We start from the raw sequence: 12789 nt of genomic DNA on the forward strand, positions 1-12789 counted from the left end.
GCCCGGATGCCGGTCGGCCGCGTCCCGAGGGAACCAAACGGCCGCCCCCGTGGTTGTCTTGGACAGGCCACAGGCCGGCACCACCACTTCAGCCAGGAGCATCCCATGTCCGACATCCGGGGGCCGCACGACGGCCCTGACGACGGCCGCGACGACGACCGCGACGACGAAGCCGGCCTGCCCGACCTGCAGGGGATGAACCCCGCCGACCTCGGCGCCATGCTCGAGCAGGTGCTCGGCGAGGCGGTCAACAACCCCGAGCTCGCCGAGGCCATGCGCGGCATGGGCGTCGACCCCAGCGACCCGCGCACGCAGGCCGCGATGAAGGCGCAGCTCGGCACCTTCATGGCCGCCCAGCAGTCGCCCACCGGCTCGCGCGACCTCGCCACCGAGGTGGCGCGCAAGCACGTCGCCGCGACCGAGGGCAACGACGTGCACGACCCGGCGGCCGCGCGGGCCATCGACGACGCCGTGGCCGTCGCCACGCTGTGGCTCGACGAGCAGACGACGTTGGCCGCGCCGGCCTGGCGCGCCCTCGGGCTGTCGCGGGCGGAGTGGGTCGAGGCGACGATGCCGCGGTGGTTCCAGCTCGTCGAGCCCGTGTCCGAGGGCGTGACCGCCGCGACGTCCGAGGCGCTGCGCAAGCAGGTCCGCGACCTCGGGCCGGAGGCGTTCGGCGACGAGATGCCGCCCGGTATGCCCGCCGGCTTCGACCCCGCCAAGATGGTCGAGCAGTGGGCCCCGATGCTCGGCAACCTCAGCCGCCAGATGTTCGCCGCGCAGCTCGGACAGGCCGTGGGCACCCTCGCCACCGAGGTCGTCGGCGCGACCGAGGTCGGCCTGCCCCTCACCGAGCGTGGCGTCGTGGCCCTGCTGCCCGGCAACGTCCGGCTCATGGCCGACGCCCTCGAGATCGACGTCGCCCAGGTGCGGCTCTACCTCGCGGTGCGCGAGGCCGCCCGGGTGCGCCTCTTCTCCGAGGTGCCGTGGCTCGGTCCGCAGCTCATCTCGGCGGTCGACGACTACGCCCGCAACATCACCATCGACACCGAGGCCATCGAGTCGGCGCTGACCACCATCGACGCCACCGACCCCGAGGCGCTGCGAACGGCCTTGCAGGGCAACCTGTTCCGACCGCAGCCGACCTCGGCGCAGCGGGCCGCGCTCGCCCGCCTCGAGACCCTGCTCGCCCTCGCCGAGGGCTGGGTCGACCACGTCACCGACCGCACGACCTCGAAGCACCTGCCTCAGTCCGCCGCGCTCGCCGAGACGATCCGTCGGCGCCGCGTCGGCGGGGCCGCGCAGAAGACCTTCGCCGGGCTCGTGGGCCTCGAGCTCTCCCCCCGGCGCCTGCGCGACGCGGCGAACCTCTGGGCCGCGCTCGAGCGCGCCGGTGGCGCCGAGGCGCGTGACGGTCGCTGGGCGCACCCCGACCTCGCCCCGACCGCGGCCGACCTCGACGACATCATCGGCTTCGTCGAGCGGTGCACCGGCTCGCGGCCGGATGGCGTCCCCACCGGCGTGACGGGCTCCCGGCCCGACGGTGACGACGACGGGACGGCCACGCCCTCAGACTCCGCCACCGGCTCGGCGGGGTCGGCGGGCTCCAGCTCGAGCGACGCGGGTGACGCTGCCGGTCCGCCTACCGACGACGCCGCGGCCCTGCTCGCCTCCGCCGACCTCGGGGCCGACCTCGACGCGGTGCTCAAGGGCATCCTCGACGACGCCGACCGCGAGCGCCGCGAGGGCGGGGCGGCACCGGGCGACACGGGTCACGAGACGGGCGACGCCGACGACGCCGCCGACGACGACGACGACGACGACGACGACGACGACGACGACGACGACGACGACACTCCCCCGTCCCGGGCGTGACCACGACCCCACCGGGCGGGCCGACCGGCTTCGCCCGGCTGCACACCGACGCCCTCGAGCGGCTCACCGCCTGGGCCCCGCCCGACGACCGGCAGGCAGGCCTGCGTGACGAGTTCGTCGCCCACCTGAGGGCCCATCCCGACGCCATGAGCAAGCAGGGCCCGCCGGCGCACCTCACCGGCAGCGTCCTCGTGCTCGACCCCACCGGCGAGCACGCCCTGCTCACCCTCCACCGCCGGGCCCGGCGCTGGTTCCAGCTCGGGGGCCACTACGAGGCCGGTGACGCGAACGTGCTCGCCGCCGCGACGCGGGAGGCCCGCGAGGAGTCAGGCCTGCCCCACGTCACGCCGCTGCCGCAGGTCGCCCAGCTGGACCGTCACGTGCTCGCCGGCGACTTCGGCACGTGCCACGAGCACCTCGACGTGCGCTTCGTCGCCGTCGCGGGCCCCGGCGCCCAGGCCGTCGTCAGCGACGAGTCGCTCGACCTGCGCTGGTGGCCGGTCGACGCGCTGCCCGAGGACAGCCGCGACGAGCTGGCGCCGCTCGTCGCAGCCGGGCGGCGTCTGCTGGCCGGCGCCGCGACGGCCCCGTCGTCAGTCGTCGCCGATGGCCAGGCCTGACGCCGCCGACACCCCCTGGAGGTAGCCACGGGCCCGCTCGAGGCGCGGGTAGCCCTGCAGCCGCGCCCAGAAGGCGGGGCCGTGGCCCGGTTCGAGCAGGTGCGCCAGCTCGTGCAGCAGCACGTAGTCGACGACCCAGCCGGGCATGCTGCGCAACGTGTCGGACAGCCGGATGGAGCGGTCGCCCGGGGTGCACGACCCCCACCGCGTCGTCATCGTCGAGACCCACCGCACCGACGCCGGCACCGCTGTGCCACTGAGGAACTCACGTGACAGCTCGAGCGCACGACGGTGCAGGTCGTCGTCGGTGCGCGAGCGCCGCTGCTCGGAGGCGGACACCCGCTGCACCATCGTGCGCAGCCACCGCCCCTCCTCCGCCCGGCTCATGCGGGCGGGCACGAGCACGACGAGCCGCCCCTCGTGGCGGTAGGCCGAGACGGTGCGCCGGCGCCGGGCACTGCGACGCACCTCGACGTCGACGCCGTCGACGACGGTGCGCTCGACGGCATCCTTCGCGGTGGGCATGAGTGAAGGGTAGGCGCCGGGGCCGACACCGCCGGGAGGCCGTGCACAGGGCCGCGCCGTGCTCACGACACGGGGCACCGGCGTGAGTTCGTGCTCAGCGTGCTCTAGGGTGATCGGAGCCTAGGCGCCCGTCGGATGGGTGCCAGCATCGAGGAGACACAATGGCCGACGAGACCTACAAGGGCGAGTTCTACTGCGTCAAGTGCAAGGAGAAGCGCGAGGCCGAGGGCAAGGTTGTCGTGTCCGACAACGGCCGTCGCATGGCCAAGGGCCAGTGCCCCGTGTGCGGCACCAACCTCAACCGCATCCTGGGCAAGGCCTGACGGCCCCTCCGGCATCGCGGTAGCACCGCAGCCGACGAGAGGGACGCGACCGACCGGTCGCGTCCCTCTCGCACGTCCGGGGGCCTGTGGACGACGCCGTCCGACCGGCCACGCCCGATGGCAGCCTGTGCCCGGGGCGGCACGGCGACGGTGAGGGAGCAGGTGGTCATGCGATGACCGATCGGATGCCGGGTGGCCGCCCCGGCGGGACGACGTCCCCGGCGTGGGCGCCCTCCCCCGGGAGCCGGGCGCACATCCCGGGCGGGCTTCGGCCCCTCGTGCGGGCACCCGGGGAGGTGCAGTTCGGCCTGACCGCCCGCGGGCCCATCGTCTCGGGCCTGACGACGGCCGAGATCGGGCTGCTCTCGCGGCTCGACGGGCGGCAGGCGGTCGCGGGCACGTTCCGCGACGCCGCCGACGCGGGGGTGGCGGCGGCGCGGTGGCACGAGCTGCTCGACCTGCTCCGGCGCCTCGAGGTGCTCCGGGTGGCGCCCGCCGACGACGGACCGCTGCCCGTCGGCATCGAGGGCGAGGGGCCGCTCGCCGACTCCGTGTCGCGGGCCCTGCGCCGCTCCGGCCTCGTCCCGGTGCCGTCCCGTCCCGGGGCCGCGCCCGCTCCCCCGGTCGAGCCGGCGCCCGTGCTCGTCGTCCTCGTCGGCTCCCCCGCGGTGGACCCCCGACGGGGCGACCCGTGGCTGGCCGCCGGCGTTCCGCACCTGCCGGTGTCTCCGGGCGGCGGCCACGCCACCGTCGGCCCGCTCGTCAGCGGGCGGCGCCAACCGTGCCTGTGGTGCCTGGACCGGCACCGCAGCGACCGGGACGCAGCGTGGCCGACCGTCATGGCGCAGGCCGCGACGCCGGCCCCGGCGTCTACCGGGGCACTGGGAGCGGTGGATCCACTCGCCCGCCCACCGGCATCCGGGCCGCCGCGTCACGCCGGCGTCCCTCCGGGCAGCGGCGACGTCGTCGACCCGGCCCTGGCCGACGTCGTGGCCGGCAGCGTGGCCGCCATCGCCCGCAGCCTCGTCGACGGCCACCGGCCCCCGCCCGGCGTCTCGGTCGACGTCTGCCTGCCCTGGCCGCGGATGGACCACCGTCGCTGGCAGGTGCACCCCGCGTGCGACCGCCACGGGGCGGCCCCCGCCGACACCGACTCCGACCCCGACTCCGACCCCGGCAGCACGGACGCGGCGCCGCCGGGGCTCGCGCGGCGGCAGCACCCGGTGGGGCGTGGACGCGCGCCGCACCTCGTCTAGAGTCGAGAGGGAGCACGACCGAGCCGACGAGGAGGTGACGCCATGACGGATCTGCCCCGCAAGGCCGTCGTCCGCAGCGCGCGTCTCGCCAGCGTCCCACTCGGCCTCGCCGGCCGCACCGCGCTCGGCTTCGGCAAGCGCATCGGGGGCAAGCCGGCCGAGGTCGTCGCCGCCGAGCTGCAGGCCCGCACGGCGCAGCAGCTCTTCCAGGTGCTCGGCGAGCTCAAGGGCGGGGCGATGAAGTTCGGCCAGGCCCTGTCGATCTTCGAGGCCGCCTTCCCCGAGGAGATGGCCGGCCCCTACCGCGCCATGCTCACCAAGCTGCAGGACAGCGCGCCGCCGATGCCGGTCGCCTCGGTCCACGGCGTGCTCCGGGCCGAGCTCGGGTCCTCCTGGCGCAGCCGGTTCACCGCCTTCGACGACCAGCCCGTGGCGTCCGCCTCGATCGGCCAGGTGCACCGCGGTGTGTGGGCCGACGGGCGCGAGGTCGCCGTCAAGATCCAGTACCCGGGCGCCGGCGCGGCCCTCATGAGCGACATCAAGCAGCTGTCGCGGGTGGCCAAGGTGGCGACCTCGTGGGTGCCCGGCATCGAGATCGGCCCGATCCTCGACGAGCTGCGCGAGCGGATGGCCGAGGAGCTCGACTACCGCCTCGAGGCGAGCTCGCAGGAGACGTTCGCCACGGCGTTCGACGACGACCCCGACTTCGCGGTCGCCCACGTGCTCGAGGGCACCGAGCACGTCATCGTGTCGGAGTGGATGGACGGCGTCCCGCTCTCGCGCATCATCACCGACGGCGACCAGCAGCAGCGTGACGACGCGAGCTCGCTCTACCTCGAGTTCCTCCTCGCCGGCCCGGCCGAGACGGGTCTGCTGCACGCCGACCCGCACCCCGGCAACTTCCGCATGCTGCCCGACGGCCGCCTCGGCATCATCGACTTCGGCGCCGTCAACCGGCTCCCCGACGGGATGCCGCCGGAGATCGGCCGGCTGCTCACCCTCGGGCTGGAGGGCGGGGCCGACGGGGTGCTCGCCGGCCTGCGCGAGATCGGCTTCGTCCGCGAGCGCATCGACCTCGAGCCGGAGCGGCTGCTCGACTACCTCGAGCCCTTCCTCGCCCCGTTCCGCACCGACGAGTTCACCTTCAGCCGCGACTGGCTGCGGGGCGTCTTCGCCCACATCAACGACCCGCGGCAGCCGAACTACGCCGTCGCGTACAAGCTGAACCTGCCGCCCGAGTACGTCCTCATCCACCGGGTGTGGGGCGGCGGCATCGGGGTGCTCAGCCAGCTGGGCGGCACCGTGCGCGGGCGTGAGATCGTCGACGCGCTCCTGCCGGGAGCCGACCTGCCGCCCGTCGAGGCCTGAGGCGGGCCGCGGCGGGAGCCGCCGACCGACCCCGGACAGGCGAAACCGCGGGTGACGTGCGCGTCACCCGCGGCTGCCTCACTGCGTCCTGCTGTCGTTCCTGGGCTGGTTCCTGCCGTGCTTCCTGTCGTACTCCCTGTGGTGGGTGGGCGGCGGCGCCGTCCCTCCCGGGCTCGCTCAGTCGGCGTGTCGGCGACTGTCGCGGATCTGCAGGGCGATGAGCCTGGCACTGCGGCGAACTCCGCTGCGGTCGTGCCGGCGGCGCTGTGCCTGGATCCGTTCGCGAGCCAGCATCTCGAGCTGGTTCATGTCGTTCTCCTGGTCGTGGGTCGGATGCGGGCATCCGTGGGTGGTGGTGCGGGGTGGCCGTGGTCGTCGGGTCGGACCCGACCGGCCGGTGCGGTGTGCGCACGGTGGGCGGTCCTCAGGCCGCCACCGGGTGCTTGCGGGGGCGTCCCCGCGGCCGCTTGCGGGGCACGACGACGCCCTGGACGAGCAGCTGCCCGCCCCAGACGCCCCAGGGCTCCTGCCGCTCGAGCGCCCCGGCGAGGCACTGGGTCCGGGCGGGGCAGAGCCCGCACAACGTCTTGGCGAACTCGACGTCGTCGGGTCGCTCGGCGAACCAGAGCTCGGCGTCGTAGTCGCGGCACGGGATCGTCTCCCCGACCTGCTGCGCCTGGGTGCGCAGGTCGATCAGCTCGCTCAGCTGCATCGTTCTCACCTCCGTCTCGGGAGCGCCCGGTCGGGGCGCCACCTGTTCGCTCTCGGGCCGCAGACCCGCGCCGGTGTGGCGGGTCTCCGGGGTGCTGGTCTGGATGCGCGGGGTCATCTCGGGTCCTGGTCTGTCGGGCACCGTGCGGTGCGTCGGCTGTGCTGCTGGATGCGGTGGTGCTGCTCGGCGCCGGAGCGCCCCGGGACGACAGAAAGGCCGCGAGCCCGGTGATGTCGGGTTCGCGGCCTGGGGTGAGGCTCAGGTCTGGGTCAGACCGGGGGCCTCCCCGAGGGGGAGCGAACGACATCGGTGGCCATGAAGGCGGAGTAGGCGAGGGCCGAGACCTCTCCCGTGAACGGGACGGTGGCATCTCCCGTGAACGGGACGGTGGCATCGACGCGGACGCCGGCGGCGTCACGCGCGACGGCGCCGAGGACGCTGCCGAGACCCAGGCCGGTGTCCGTGGTGCTGCCCGTGATCGGGCCGGCGAAGGACACAGCGGTCCCCTGGGCCGGCACACGGACGGCTGCACGCAGGAGACGGCCGTCGACGCGCAGACGCGCGGAAGCAACGCAGCGGGCTGCGTTCTTCGTCATCGTGGTGCTGTCCATGTGGCCGACCTCCTCACCGTGTCTCGTGGTCCCCCGGCGGTAGCCGATACCCCTGGGGCCTGTCCCGACAAGGGTAGGGGCCCCGCGTCAGGGGGGACAACCGATTTACGCGCCTTTTCCGAACTTTTTCTGCGGCGACCCCACCGGTCCGCGAATCACGTTGTCGCAGAACGACTTTCGAGCAGCTCTTGCGGGTCGGCGCCGCCGACGACGGCGATGACGTCGGCCCCGTAGAGACCCAGCTTGCGCGCCCCGACCCCGCTGATGGCCGACAGGCCCGCCTCGTCGGACGGTGCGCTCTCGGCGATCGCCGTGAGCGTCGCGTCGGTGAAGACGACGAAGGCGGGCACGCCGGCCTCGCGGGAGACGGCGAGCCGCCAGGCCCGCAGCCGCTCGTAGGTCGCCTCGTCGTACGTGGGCGGGCAGCTGTCGCAGCGGCCGGTCTTGCGCTGGGCGGCGGTCGTCAGCTCGGCCCCACAGCCACGGCACGTGCTGCGGGCGGCCACCTTGGGCGAGGAACGGCGCGAGCCGCCCGACGGTGCGGTCGGCCGGGCGCCGTCGCCGAGGATGCCGGCGGCCGGCGCGAGGAAGCGCGAGACCCGGCGGCCGGCGCGACCGCCGGGGTTGCGCGCCGCGGCCCACGACAGGTGCAGGGCCCGCCGGGCGCGCGTCACCCCGACGTAGAGGAGGCGGCGCTCCTCCTCGATCGCGGCCTCCCCCTCGGCCATCGAGATCGGCAGCAGCCCGTCGGAGGCGCCGACGAGGAAGACGGTGTCCCACTCGAGTCCCTTGGCGGCGTGCAGGCTGGCGAGGGTGACGCCTTGGACCGTCGGCGCGTGCTGCTCGGCGGCCCGTCGGTCGAGCTCGGCGACGAGCTCGGGCAGCCTCGCCTCGGGTGAGGTGACGGACAGGTCGTCGGCGAGCGAGGCGAGCGCCGACAGCGACTCCCACCGCTCACGGGTGGCGCCGCCGCCCGACGGCGGCGACTCGGTCCACCCGGCGCCGGTGATGACGTCGCGCACGAGGTGGCCGAGCGGCTTCTCACCGTCGTCGGAGCGGGCCGCCCCGCGCAGCAGCAGGATCGCGTCGCGCACCTCCTTGCGGGCGAAGAAGCGCTCACCGCCGCGGACGAGGTAGGGCACCCCGGCATCCGTCAGCGCCGACTCGACGGCCTCGGACTGCGCGTTGATGCGGAACAGCACGGCGATCTCGGCGGCGGGGTGGCCCTTGTCGACGAGCTCGCGCACCCGCTGGGCGACGGCGGCCGCCTCGGCGACGTCGTCGGCGTGCTGGGTCAGGGTGGGCGCCGGTCCCTTCTCGCCCTGCGCGACGAGGCGCACCGCCGCCCGCCGCGCGGCGACGGGGCCGGCGCCGATGACGGTGTTGGCGAGGTCGACGACCTGCGGGCTGGAGCGGTAGTTGCGCACGAGCTTCACGGTGCGCGCGGACGGGAACCGCTTCGTGAAGCCGAGCAGGTGCTGGGGGCTCGCACCGGTGAAGGAGTAGATGGTCTGCGACGGGTCGCCGACGACGACGAGGTCGTCGCGCTCGCCGAGCCACGTGTCGAGCAGTCGCTGCTGCACGGCGTTGACGTCCTGGTACTCGTCGACGACGAAGTGGCGGTACTGCCCGCGGACCGTGCGGGCGATGTCGTCACGCTCGTCGAGGATGCCGACGGTGGTGAGCAGGACGTCCTCGAAGTCGATGACACCGCGCCGCTGCAGCACCTCGCCGTACGCCTCGAAGAGGCGGGCCATGGCGGTGAGGTCGAGGCCCGGCGGCTCACGCCCGGCAGCCCGTGCCCCCGCGACGTACGAGCCGGGGTCGAGCAGGTTGACCTTGGCCCACTCGATCTCGCCGGCGAGGTCGCGGATCGTCGTGCGGTCGAACTGCAGCCGCAGGCGCCCGGCCGCCTCGGCGACCGCCGACGCCTTCTGCGGCAGCACCTCGGGGGCGGCCCCACCGACGGCCTGCGGCCAGAAGAAGTGCAGCTGGCGCAGGGCGGCGGCGTGGAAGGTGCGGGCCTGCACCCCCTGCACCCCGAGCCCCCGCAGGCGGGTGCGCATCTCGCCGGCCGCCCGGGCGGTGAAGGTGAGGGCGAGCACCCGCTGGGGCTGTACGAGCCCCGAGTGGGCGGCGTAGGCGATGCGGTGGGTGATGGCCCGGGTCTTGCCGGTGCCCGCGCCGGCGAGCACGCAGACGGGCCCGGGCTCGGCGAGGGCCACCTCGCGCTGCTCGGGGTCGAGCCCGGCGAGCACCTCGTCGGCGCCACCCGGGGCGCTCAGGACCGCCCCGCTCGGGACGGGCCCGCGGCCCACGGCGAGCGCCGTGGTCGCCGGGAGGATGCGGGCGGGACCATGACATCATCCTGTCACCGGCCGCCGACGCCCTCGACGGCGGCGCCAGCACGAGGAGCACCGGTGAGCGACGAGCAGCAGACGACCGACGGCACGACGGACGGCCGCACGGGCCGGACGCCGGACCTCACCCCGCCCGGCGGCTCGGTGACGATGTTCACGACGTCGTGGTGCGGCTACTGCGCCCGGCTCAAGAGACAGCTGACGCGCGAGGGCGTGCCGTTCACCGAGGTCGACATCGAGCGCAACCCCGAGCACGTCGACTTCGTCGAGCACGTCAACGGGGGCAACCGCACCGTGCCGACCGTGCTCTTCCCCGACGGCACCGCGGCCACCAACCCGTCCGCGGCGCAGGTCCGCGAGCGTCTCGGGGCCTGAGCACGGCCCGCAGGCCCGCGCCCCTCGCGCCCCCGGAACGGCCTCAGAAGGTGCGGCCGCCGACGTCCTCGACGGGGTGGCCGAGCCAGTGCTCGATGAGCCGCTTCGCGATCGAGATCCCGCTCGGCGTGCGGATCTCGTCGGCACGCAGGGCCGCCCGGTACTCGTCGCGACTGACCCAGCGCGCCTCGGCCATCTCGACGGGGTCGAGCACGAGGGTCGGGTCGCTCGTGCGCGCCGTGAAGCCGACCATGACGGATGCCGGGAACGGCCAGGGCTGGTTGCCGAGGTAGCGGGCGTCGTCGACGACGACACCGACCTCCTCGCGCACCTCGCGGGCGACCGCCGCCTCGAACGACTCGCCGGGCTCGACGAAGCCCGCGAGCACCGAGAAGCGGCCCTCGGGCCAGTGCGGCGCCCGGCCGAGCAGCAGCCGGTCGTCGGGGTCGATGACCGACATGATGACGGCGGGGTCGGTGCGCGGGTAGTGCTCGCTGCCGTCGGCGGTGCAGCGGCGCACCCACCCGGCGTGCACGACCTCGGTCGGGGCGCCGCAGCGCGGGCAGTGGGTGTTGCGGGCGTGCCAGTTCGCGAGCGCGAGGGCCGTCGTGAAGATGCCGGCGTCCTCGTCGCCGAGGCGCTCCCCCGACTCGCGCAGGCCGACCCACGCGTCGTCGCTGCCGTCCGACCAGTCGGCGCTGTCGGGCTCCATGGGGTCGGCGACGACCACGAGGTGGGCGTGGCCCGCCGGGTCGCGGCCGAGGTCGATGACGAGCCGGTCGGCGTCCGAGGCCAGCGGCGCCCGGACCGCGAGGCGCGTCGTGCCGCCGTCGCCGGATGCCGTCTCGAGCAGCTCGCCGCGCAGCTCGTGCACGAAGGTGGCGGGGTCGGCGAGCAGCCGGCCGAGCAGACCCTCGTCGCGCCGCTCGTTGCCGGCCCGGTCGAGCGTCCCCCTCGACAGGGCGAGGTCGCGCAGCACGTCGGTGGTGGTCACGGGCTCCATGTCGCGCGTCGTCCGGGTGGTCGTCTCGGGGGTCTCTGGCACCCGGCCAGCGTAGGCGCGGGGCCGGGCCCACCGGCATCCGACCTGCTCGTCGCCGGGCACCTCCCACCGGGAGGGCGAGCGGCCGAATACCGTGGGGCCGTGACCCGCAGCCCGCTGTTCCTCGCCGCCCTGGCCAGCTCGGCGGTGCCCGGGCTCGACCCCGTGACCGTCGAGGGCGTGCGCCGCGGGCCCGACGACCTCTTCGAGGTCGCCTACCTCCGTGACACGCAGGACCGCCGCTGGGTCGTGCGGGCACCCGTGTCGCAGGCGGCCGGCGCCATGCTCGAGGACGTCACCACGCTCGGGACGCTGCTCTCGCGCCGCCTCGACGTCGCCGTGCCGACGGTGCGCGGACAGGTCGTCGTTCCCGAGGGCCGCGCGGTCGTGTACCTGCGCCTGCCGGGGCGCCCGCTCGACTTCTCCGCCCTGCCGCCGGGGCCGCTCGCGGGCGAGGTCGGGCGCACCCTGGCCCGCGTGCACAACCTCGACCACCTGCTCTACGACGAGTCGGGCCGGCCCGCCTACGACGCCGAGGCCCACCGCCGGCGCCAGCTGAGCGAGCTCGACCGCGCCGCCGCCACCGGGCACGTCCCGACGGCCCTGTTGAACCGGTGGGAGGACCTGCTCGAGGACGTCTCGCTCTGGCGCTTCGCCCCGTGCCCCATCCACGGCAGCTTCACCGGCGAGAACGTGCTCGCCGGCTTCTCCGACGACGCCGACGCCTCGAGCGGCACCGTCCACGGCGTGCTCGCATGGGAGGAGGCGCGGGTCGGTGACCCCGCCGACGACTTCGCCGAGCTCGTCACCCTCGCCTCGCCCGACGCGCTCGACTCGGTGCTCGAGGGCTACGCCCACGAACGTCACGAGCGACCGGATGCCGGGCTGGTGCGTCGGGCGCGCCTCGCGGGCGAGATGGCGTCGGTACGCCTGCTGCTGCGGGCCGTGTCGGCGGGTGACGTGCACCGCGTCGACGACCTCGCGGAGCAGCTGCGTGAGCTCGACGAGACCATCGAGGCCGACGACCGCCGTCACGCCGACGAGGACGCCGCCCGCGAGGAGCGGCGGCGGGCCGAGCGGGCGGAGGCCTTCGCCGCGGCGGAGGCGGCGGCCGGTCGCAGCCGACCCGAGTCGCTGCCCGACGACGCCCCGTGGGACGCGACCGTCCCCCACGACCCCTTCGCCGCGCCCGTGACCGGCACGGTCGCCACCGGCGCGGTGGCCCAGGGTCCCGACGACCCGGACGGAGTGGCAGCCGAGGGCGACGGTGCCGTCGACGGTGCCGTCGACCTTGCTGCCGACGGTGCTGCCGAGGCGGCGCCCGCGACGGCGGCGGGCCTGGGCGACGAGGGTGAGGGCGTCGGTGACCGGACCGGTGCCGCGATCCCCCGCACCGACGAGGTGGCGGTCGTCGACCGCGACGACTCCCCCTTCGAGATCGACGAGGCCGAGGCCCTGCCCCCGGTCGACGACACCAACACCGACACCGACACCGACACCGACACCGACGCCGACACCGACGCCGACGCCGCGGAGGTTCGCGACGCCGACGGGACCGGCGACCCGGTCGTCGACGAGCACGAGGGTGCGTCCGACTTCGTCCCCGTCCGCACCGACGGCTCGGGCGACCGGCCGGCCCGTACGGGCGCCGTCCGCGGGACGAAGAAGAACCGCGGCGGCCGCCGCCGCTGACGCGGGACACGGCGCCACGGCATCCGGTGT

Annotated in this window: 13 protein-coding genes; 7 read left to right on the forward strand and 6 right to left on the reverse strand. The window is 75.1% G+C overall.

The window, feature by feature from the left end; all coding sequences use genetic code 11:
* The first annotated feature begins 105 nt into the window (after positions 1 to 105).
* Together DFJ68_RS10145 and DFJ68_RS10150 are read left to right on the forward strand one after the other, a co-directional pair.
* Positions 106 to 1875: a zinc-dependent metalloprotease gene (locus DFJ68_RS10145; protein ID WP_245963578.1), complete on the forward strand. Its 1770-nt coding sequence runs from the start codon at positions 106 to 108 to the stop codon at positions 1873 to 1875.
* On the forward strand, positions 1872 to 2495 hold the full coding sequence (locus DFJ68_RS10150) for an NUDIX hydrolase (RefSeq protein WP_121032907.1): 624 nt from the start codon (positions 1872 to 1874) through the stop codon (positions 2493 to 2495). The genes DFJ68_RS10145 and DFJ68_RS10150 overlap by 4 nt, the downstream gene beginning before the upstream one ends.
* Here DFJ68_RS10150 and DFJ68_RS10155 read toward each other — a convergent pair.
* Positions 2469 to 3020, reverse strand: a complete 552-nt coding sequence (locus tag DFJ68_RS10155; protein ID WP_121032909.1) for a SprT-like domain-containing protein — start codon at positions 3018 to 3020, stop codon at positions 2469 to 2471. The two genes, DFJ68_RS10150 and DFJ68_RS10155, sit on opposite strands and share 27 nt — an antisense overlap.
* Before the next feature lie 161 nt (positions 3021 to 3181).
* Between DFJ68_RS10155 and DFJ68_RS10160 the strand changes: the two genes are divergently transcribed.
* The 3 genes from DFJ68_RS10160 to DFJ68_RS10170 all read left to right on the forward strand — a co-directional run bounded on the left by DFJ68_RS10160 (position 3182) and on the right by DFJ68_RS10170 (position 5967).
* On the forward strand, positions 3182 to 3343 hold the full coding sequence (locus tag DFJ68_RS10160; RefSeq protein WP_020143053.1) for a DUF5679 domain-containing protein: 162 nt from the start codon (positions 3182 to 3184) through the stop codon (positions 3341 to 3343).
* 278 nt (positions 3344 to 3621) lie between these two features.
* Positions 3622 to 4599, forward strand: coding sequence for a hypothetical protein (locus tag DFJ68_RS10165; protein ID WP_211333327.1), 978 nt, complete (start codon positions 3622 to 3624; stop codon positions 4597 to 4599).
* A 42-nt stretch (positions 4600 to 4641) separates the two neighbouring features.
* Positions 4642 to 5967 (forward strand): ABC1 kinase family protein, encoded by a 1326-nt coding sequence (locus tag DFJ68_RS10170; protein WP_121032913.1) that lies wholly within the window; start codon positions 4642 to 4644, stop codon positions 5965 to 5967.
* 177 nt (positions 5968 to 6144) lie between these two features.
* Here DFJ68_RS10170 and DFJ68_RS18955 read toward each other — a convergent pair whose 3' ends face one another.
* From DFJ68_RS18955 to DFJ68_RS10185, 4 genes are all read right to left on the reverse strand, one after another.
* Entirely contained in the window at positions 6145 to 6276 is a 132-nt protein-coding gene (locus DFJ68_RS18955; protein ID WP_276330700.1) for a hypothetical protein, read from the reverse strand.
* A 115-nt stretch (positions 6277 to 6391) separates the two neighbouring features.
* Entirely contained in the window at positions 6392 to 6679 is a 288-nt protein-coding gene (locus tag DFJ68_RS10175; protein WP_121035273.1) for a WhiB family transcriptional regulator, read from the reverse strand.
* A gap of 269 nt (positions 6680 to 6948) precedes the next feature.
* Positions 6949 to 7290: a hypothetical protein gene (locus tag DFJ68_RS10180; protein ID WP_147431559.1), complete on the reverse strand. Its 342-nt coding sequence runs from the start codon at positions 7288 to 7290 to the stop codon at positions 6949 to 6951.
* Positions 7291 to 7445: 155 nt separating this feature from the next.
* Positions 7446 to 9608 carry an ATP-dependent DNA helicase UvrD2 gene (locus DFJ68_RS10185; RefSeq protein ID WP_245963579.1) on the reverse strand — a complete coding sequence of 721 codons (2163 nt, stop codon included), beginning with the start codon at positions 9606 to 9608 and terminating at the stop codon, positions 7446 to 7448.
* A 192-nt stretch (positions 9609 to 9800) separates the two neighbouring features.
* Here DFJ68_RS10185 and DFJ68_RS10190 point away from each other — a divergent pair, with 192 nt between their 5' ends.
* Positions 9801 to 10025, forward strand: coding sequence for a mycoredoxin (locus DFJ68_RS10190; RefSeq protein ID WP_121035275.1), 225 nt, complete (start codon positions 9801 to 9803; stop codon positions 10023 to 10025).
* Between the two features lie 43 nt (positions 10026 to 10068).
* On the opposite strand, the gene nudC is transcribed toward DFJ68_RS10190, so the two are convergent.
* The gene (nudC, locus tag DFJ68_RS10195; protein WP_245963580.1) at positions 10069 to 11070 is read right to left on the reverse strand and encodes an NAD(+) diphosphatase; all 1002 of its coding nucleotides are present in this window, start codon (positions 11068 to 11070) and stop codon (positions 10069 to 10071) included.
* Positions 11071 to 11169: 99 nt separating this feature from the next.
* Here nudC and DFJ68_RS18500 point away from each other — a divergent pair, with 99 nt between their 5' ends.
* A complete protein-coding gene (locus DFJ68_RS18500) occupies positions 11170 to 12759 on the forward strand; it encodes a phosphotransferase (protein ID WP_211333329.1) in 1590 nt (529 codons plus the stop codon).
* Positions 12760 to 12789: the final 30 nt, after the last annotated feature.

The organism is Terracoccus luteus (assembly GCF_003635045.1).
Taxonomy (GTDB): Bacteria; Actinomycetota; Actinomycetes; order Actinomycetales; family Dermatophilaceae; genus Terracoccus; species Terracoccus luteus.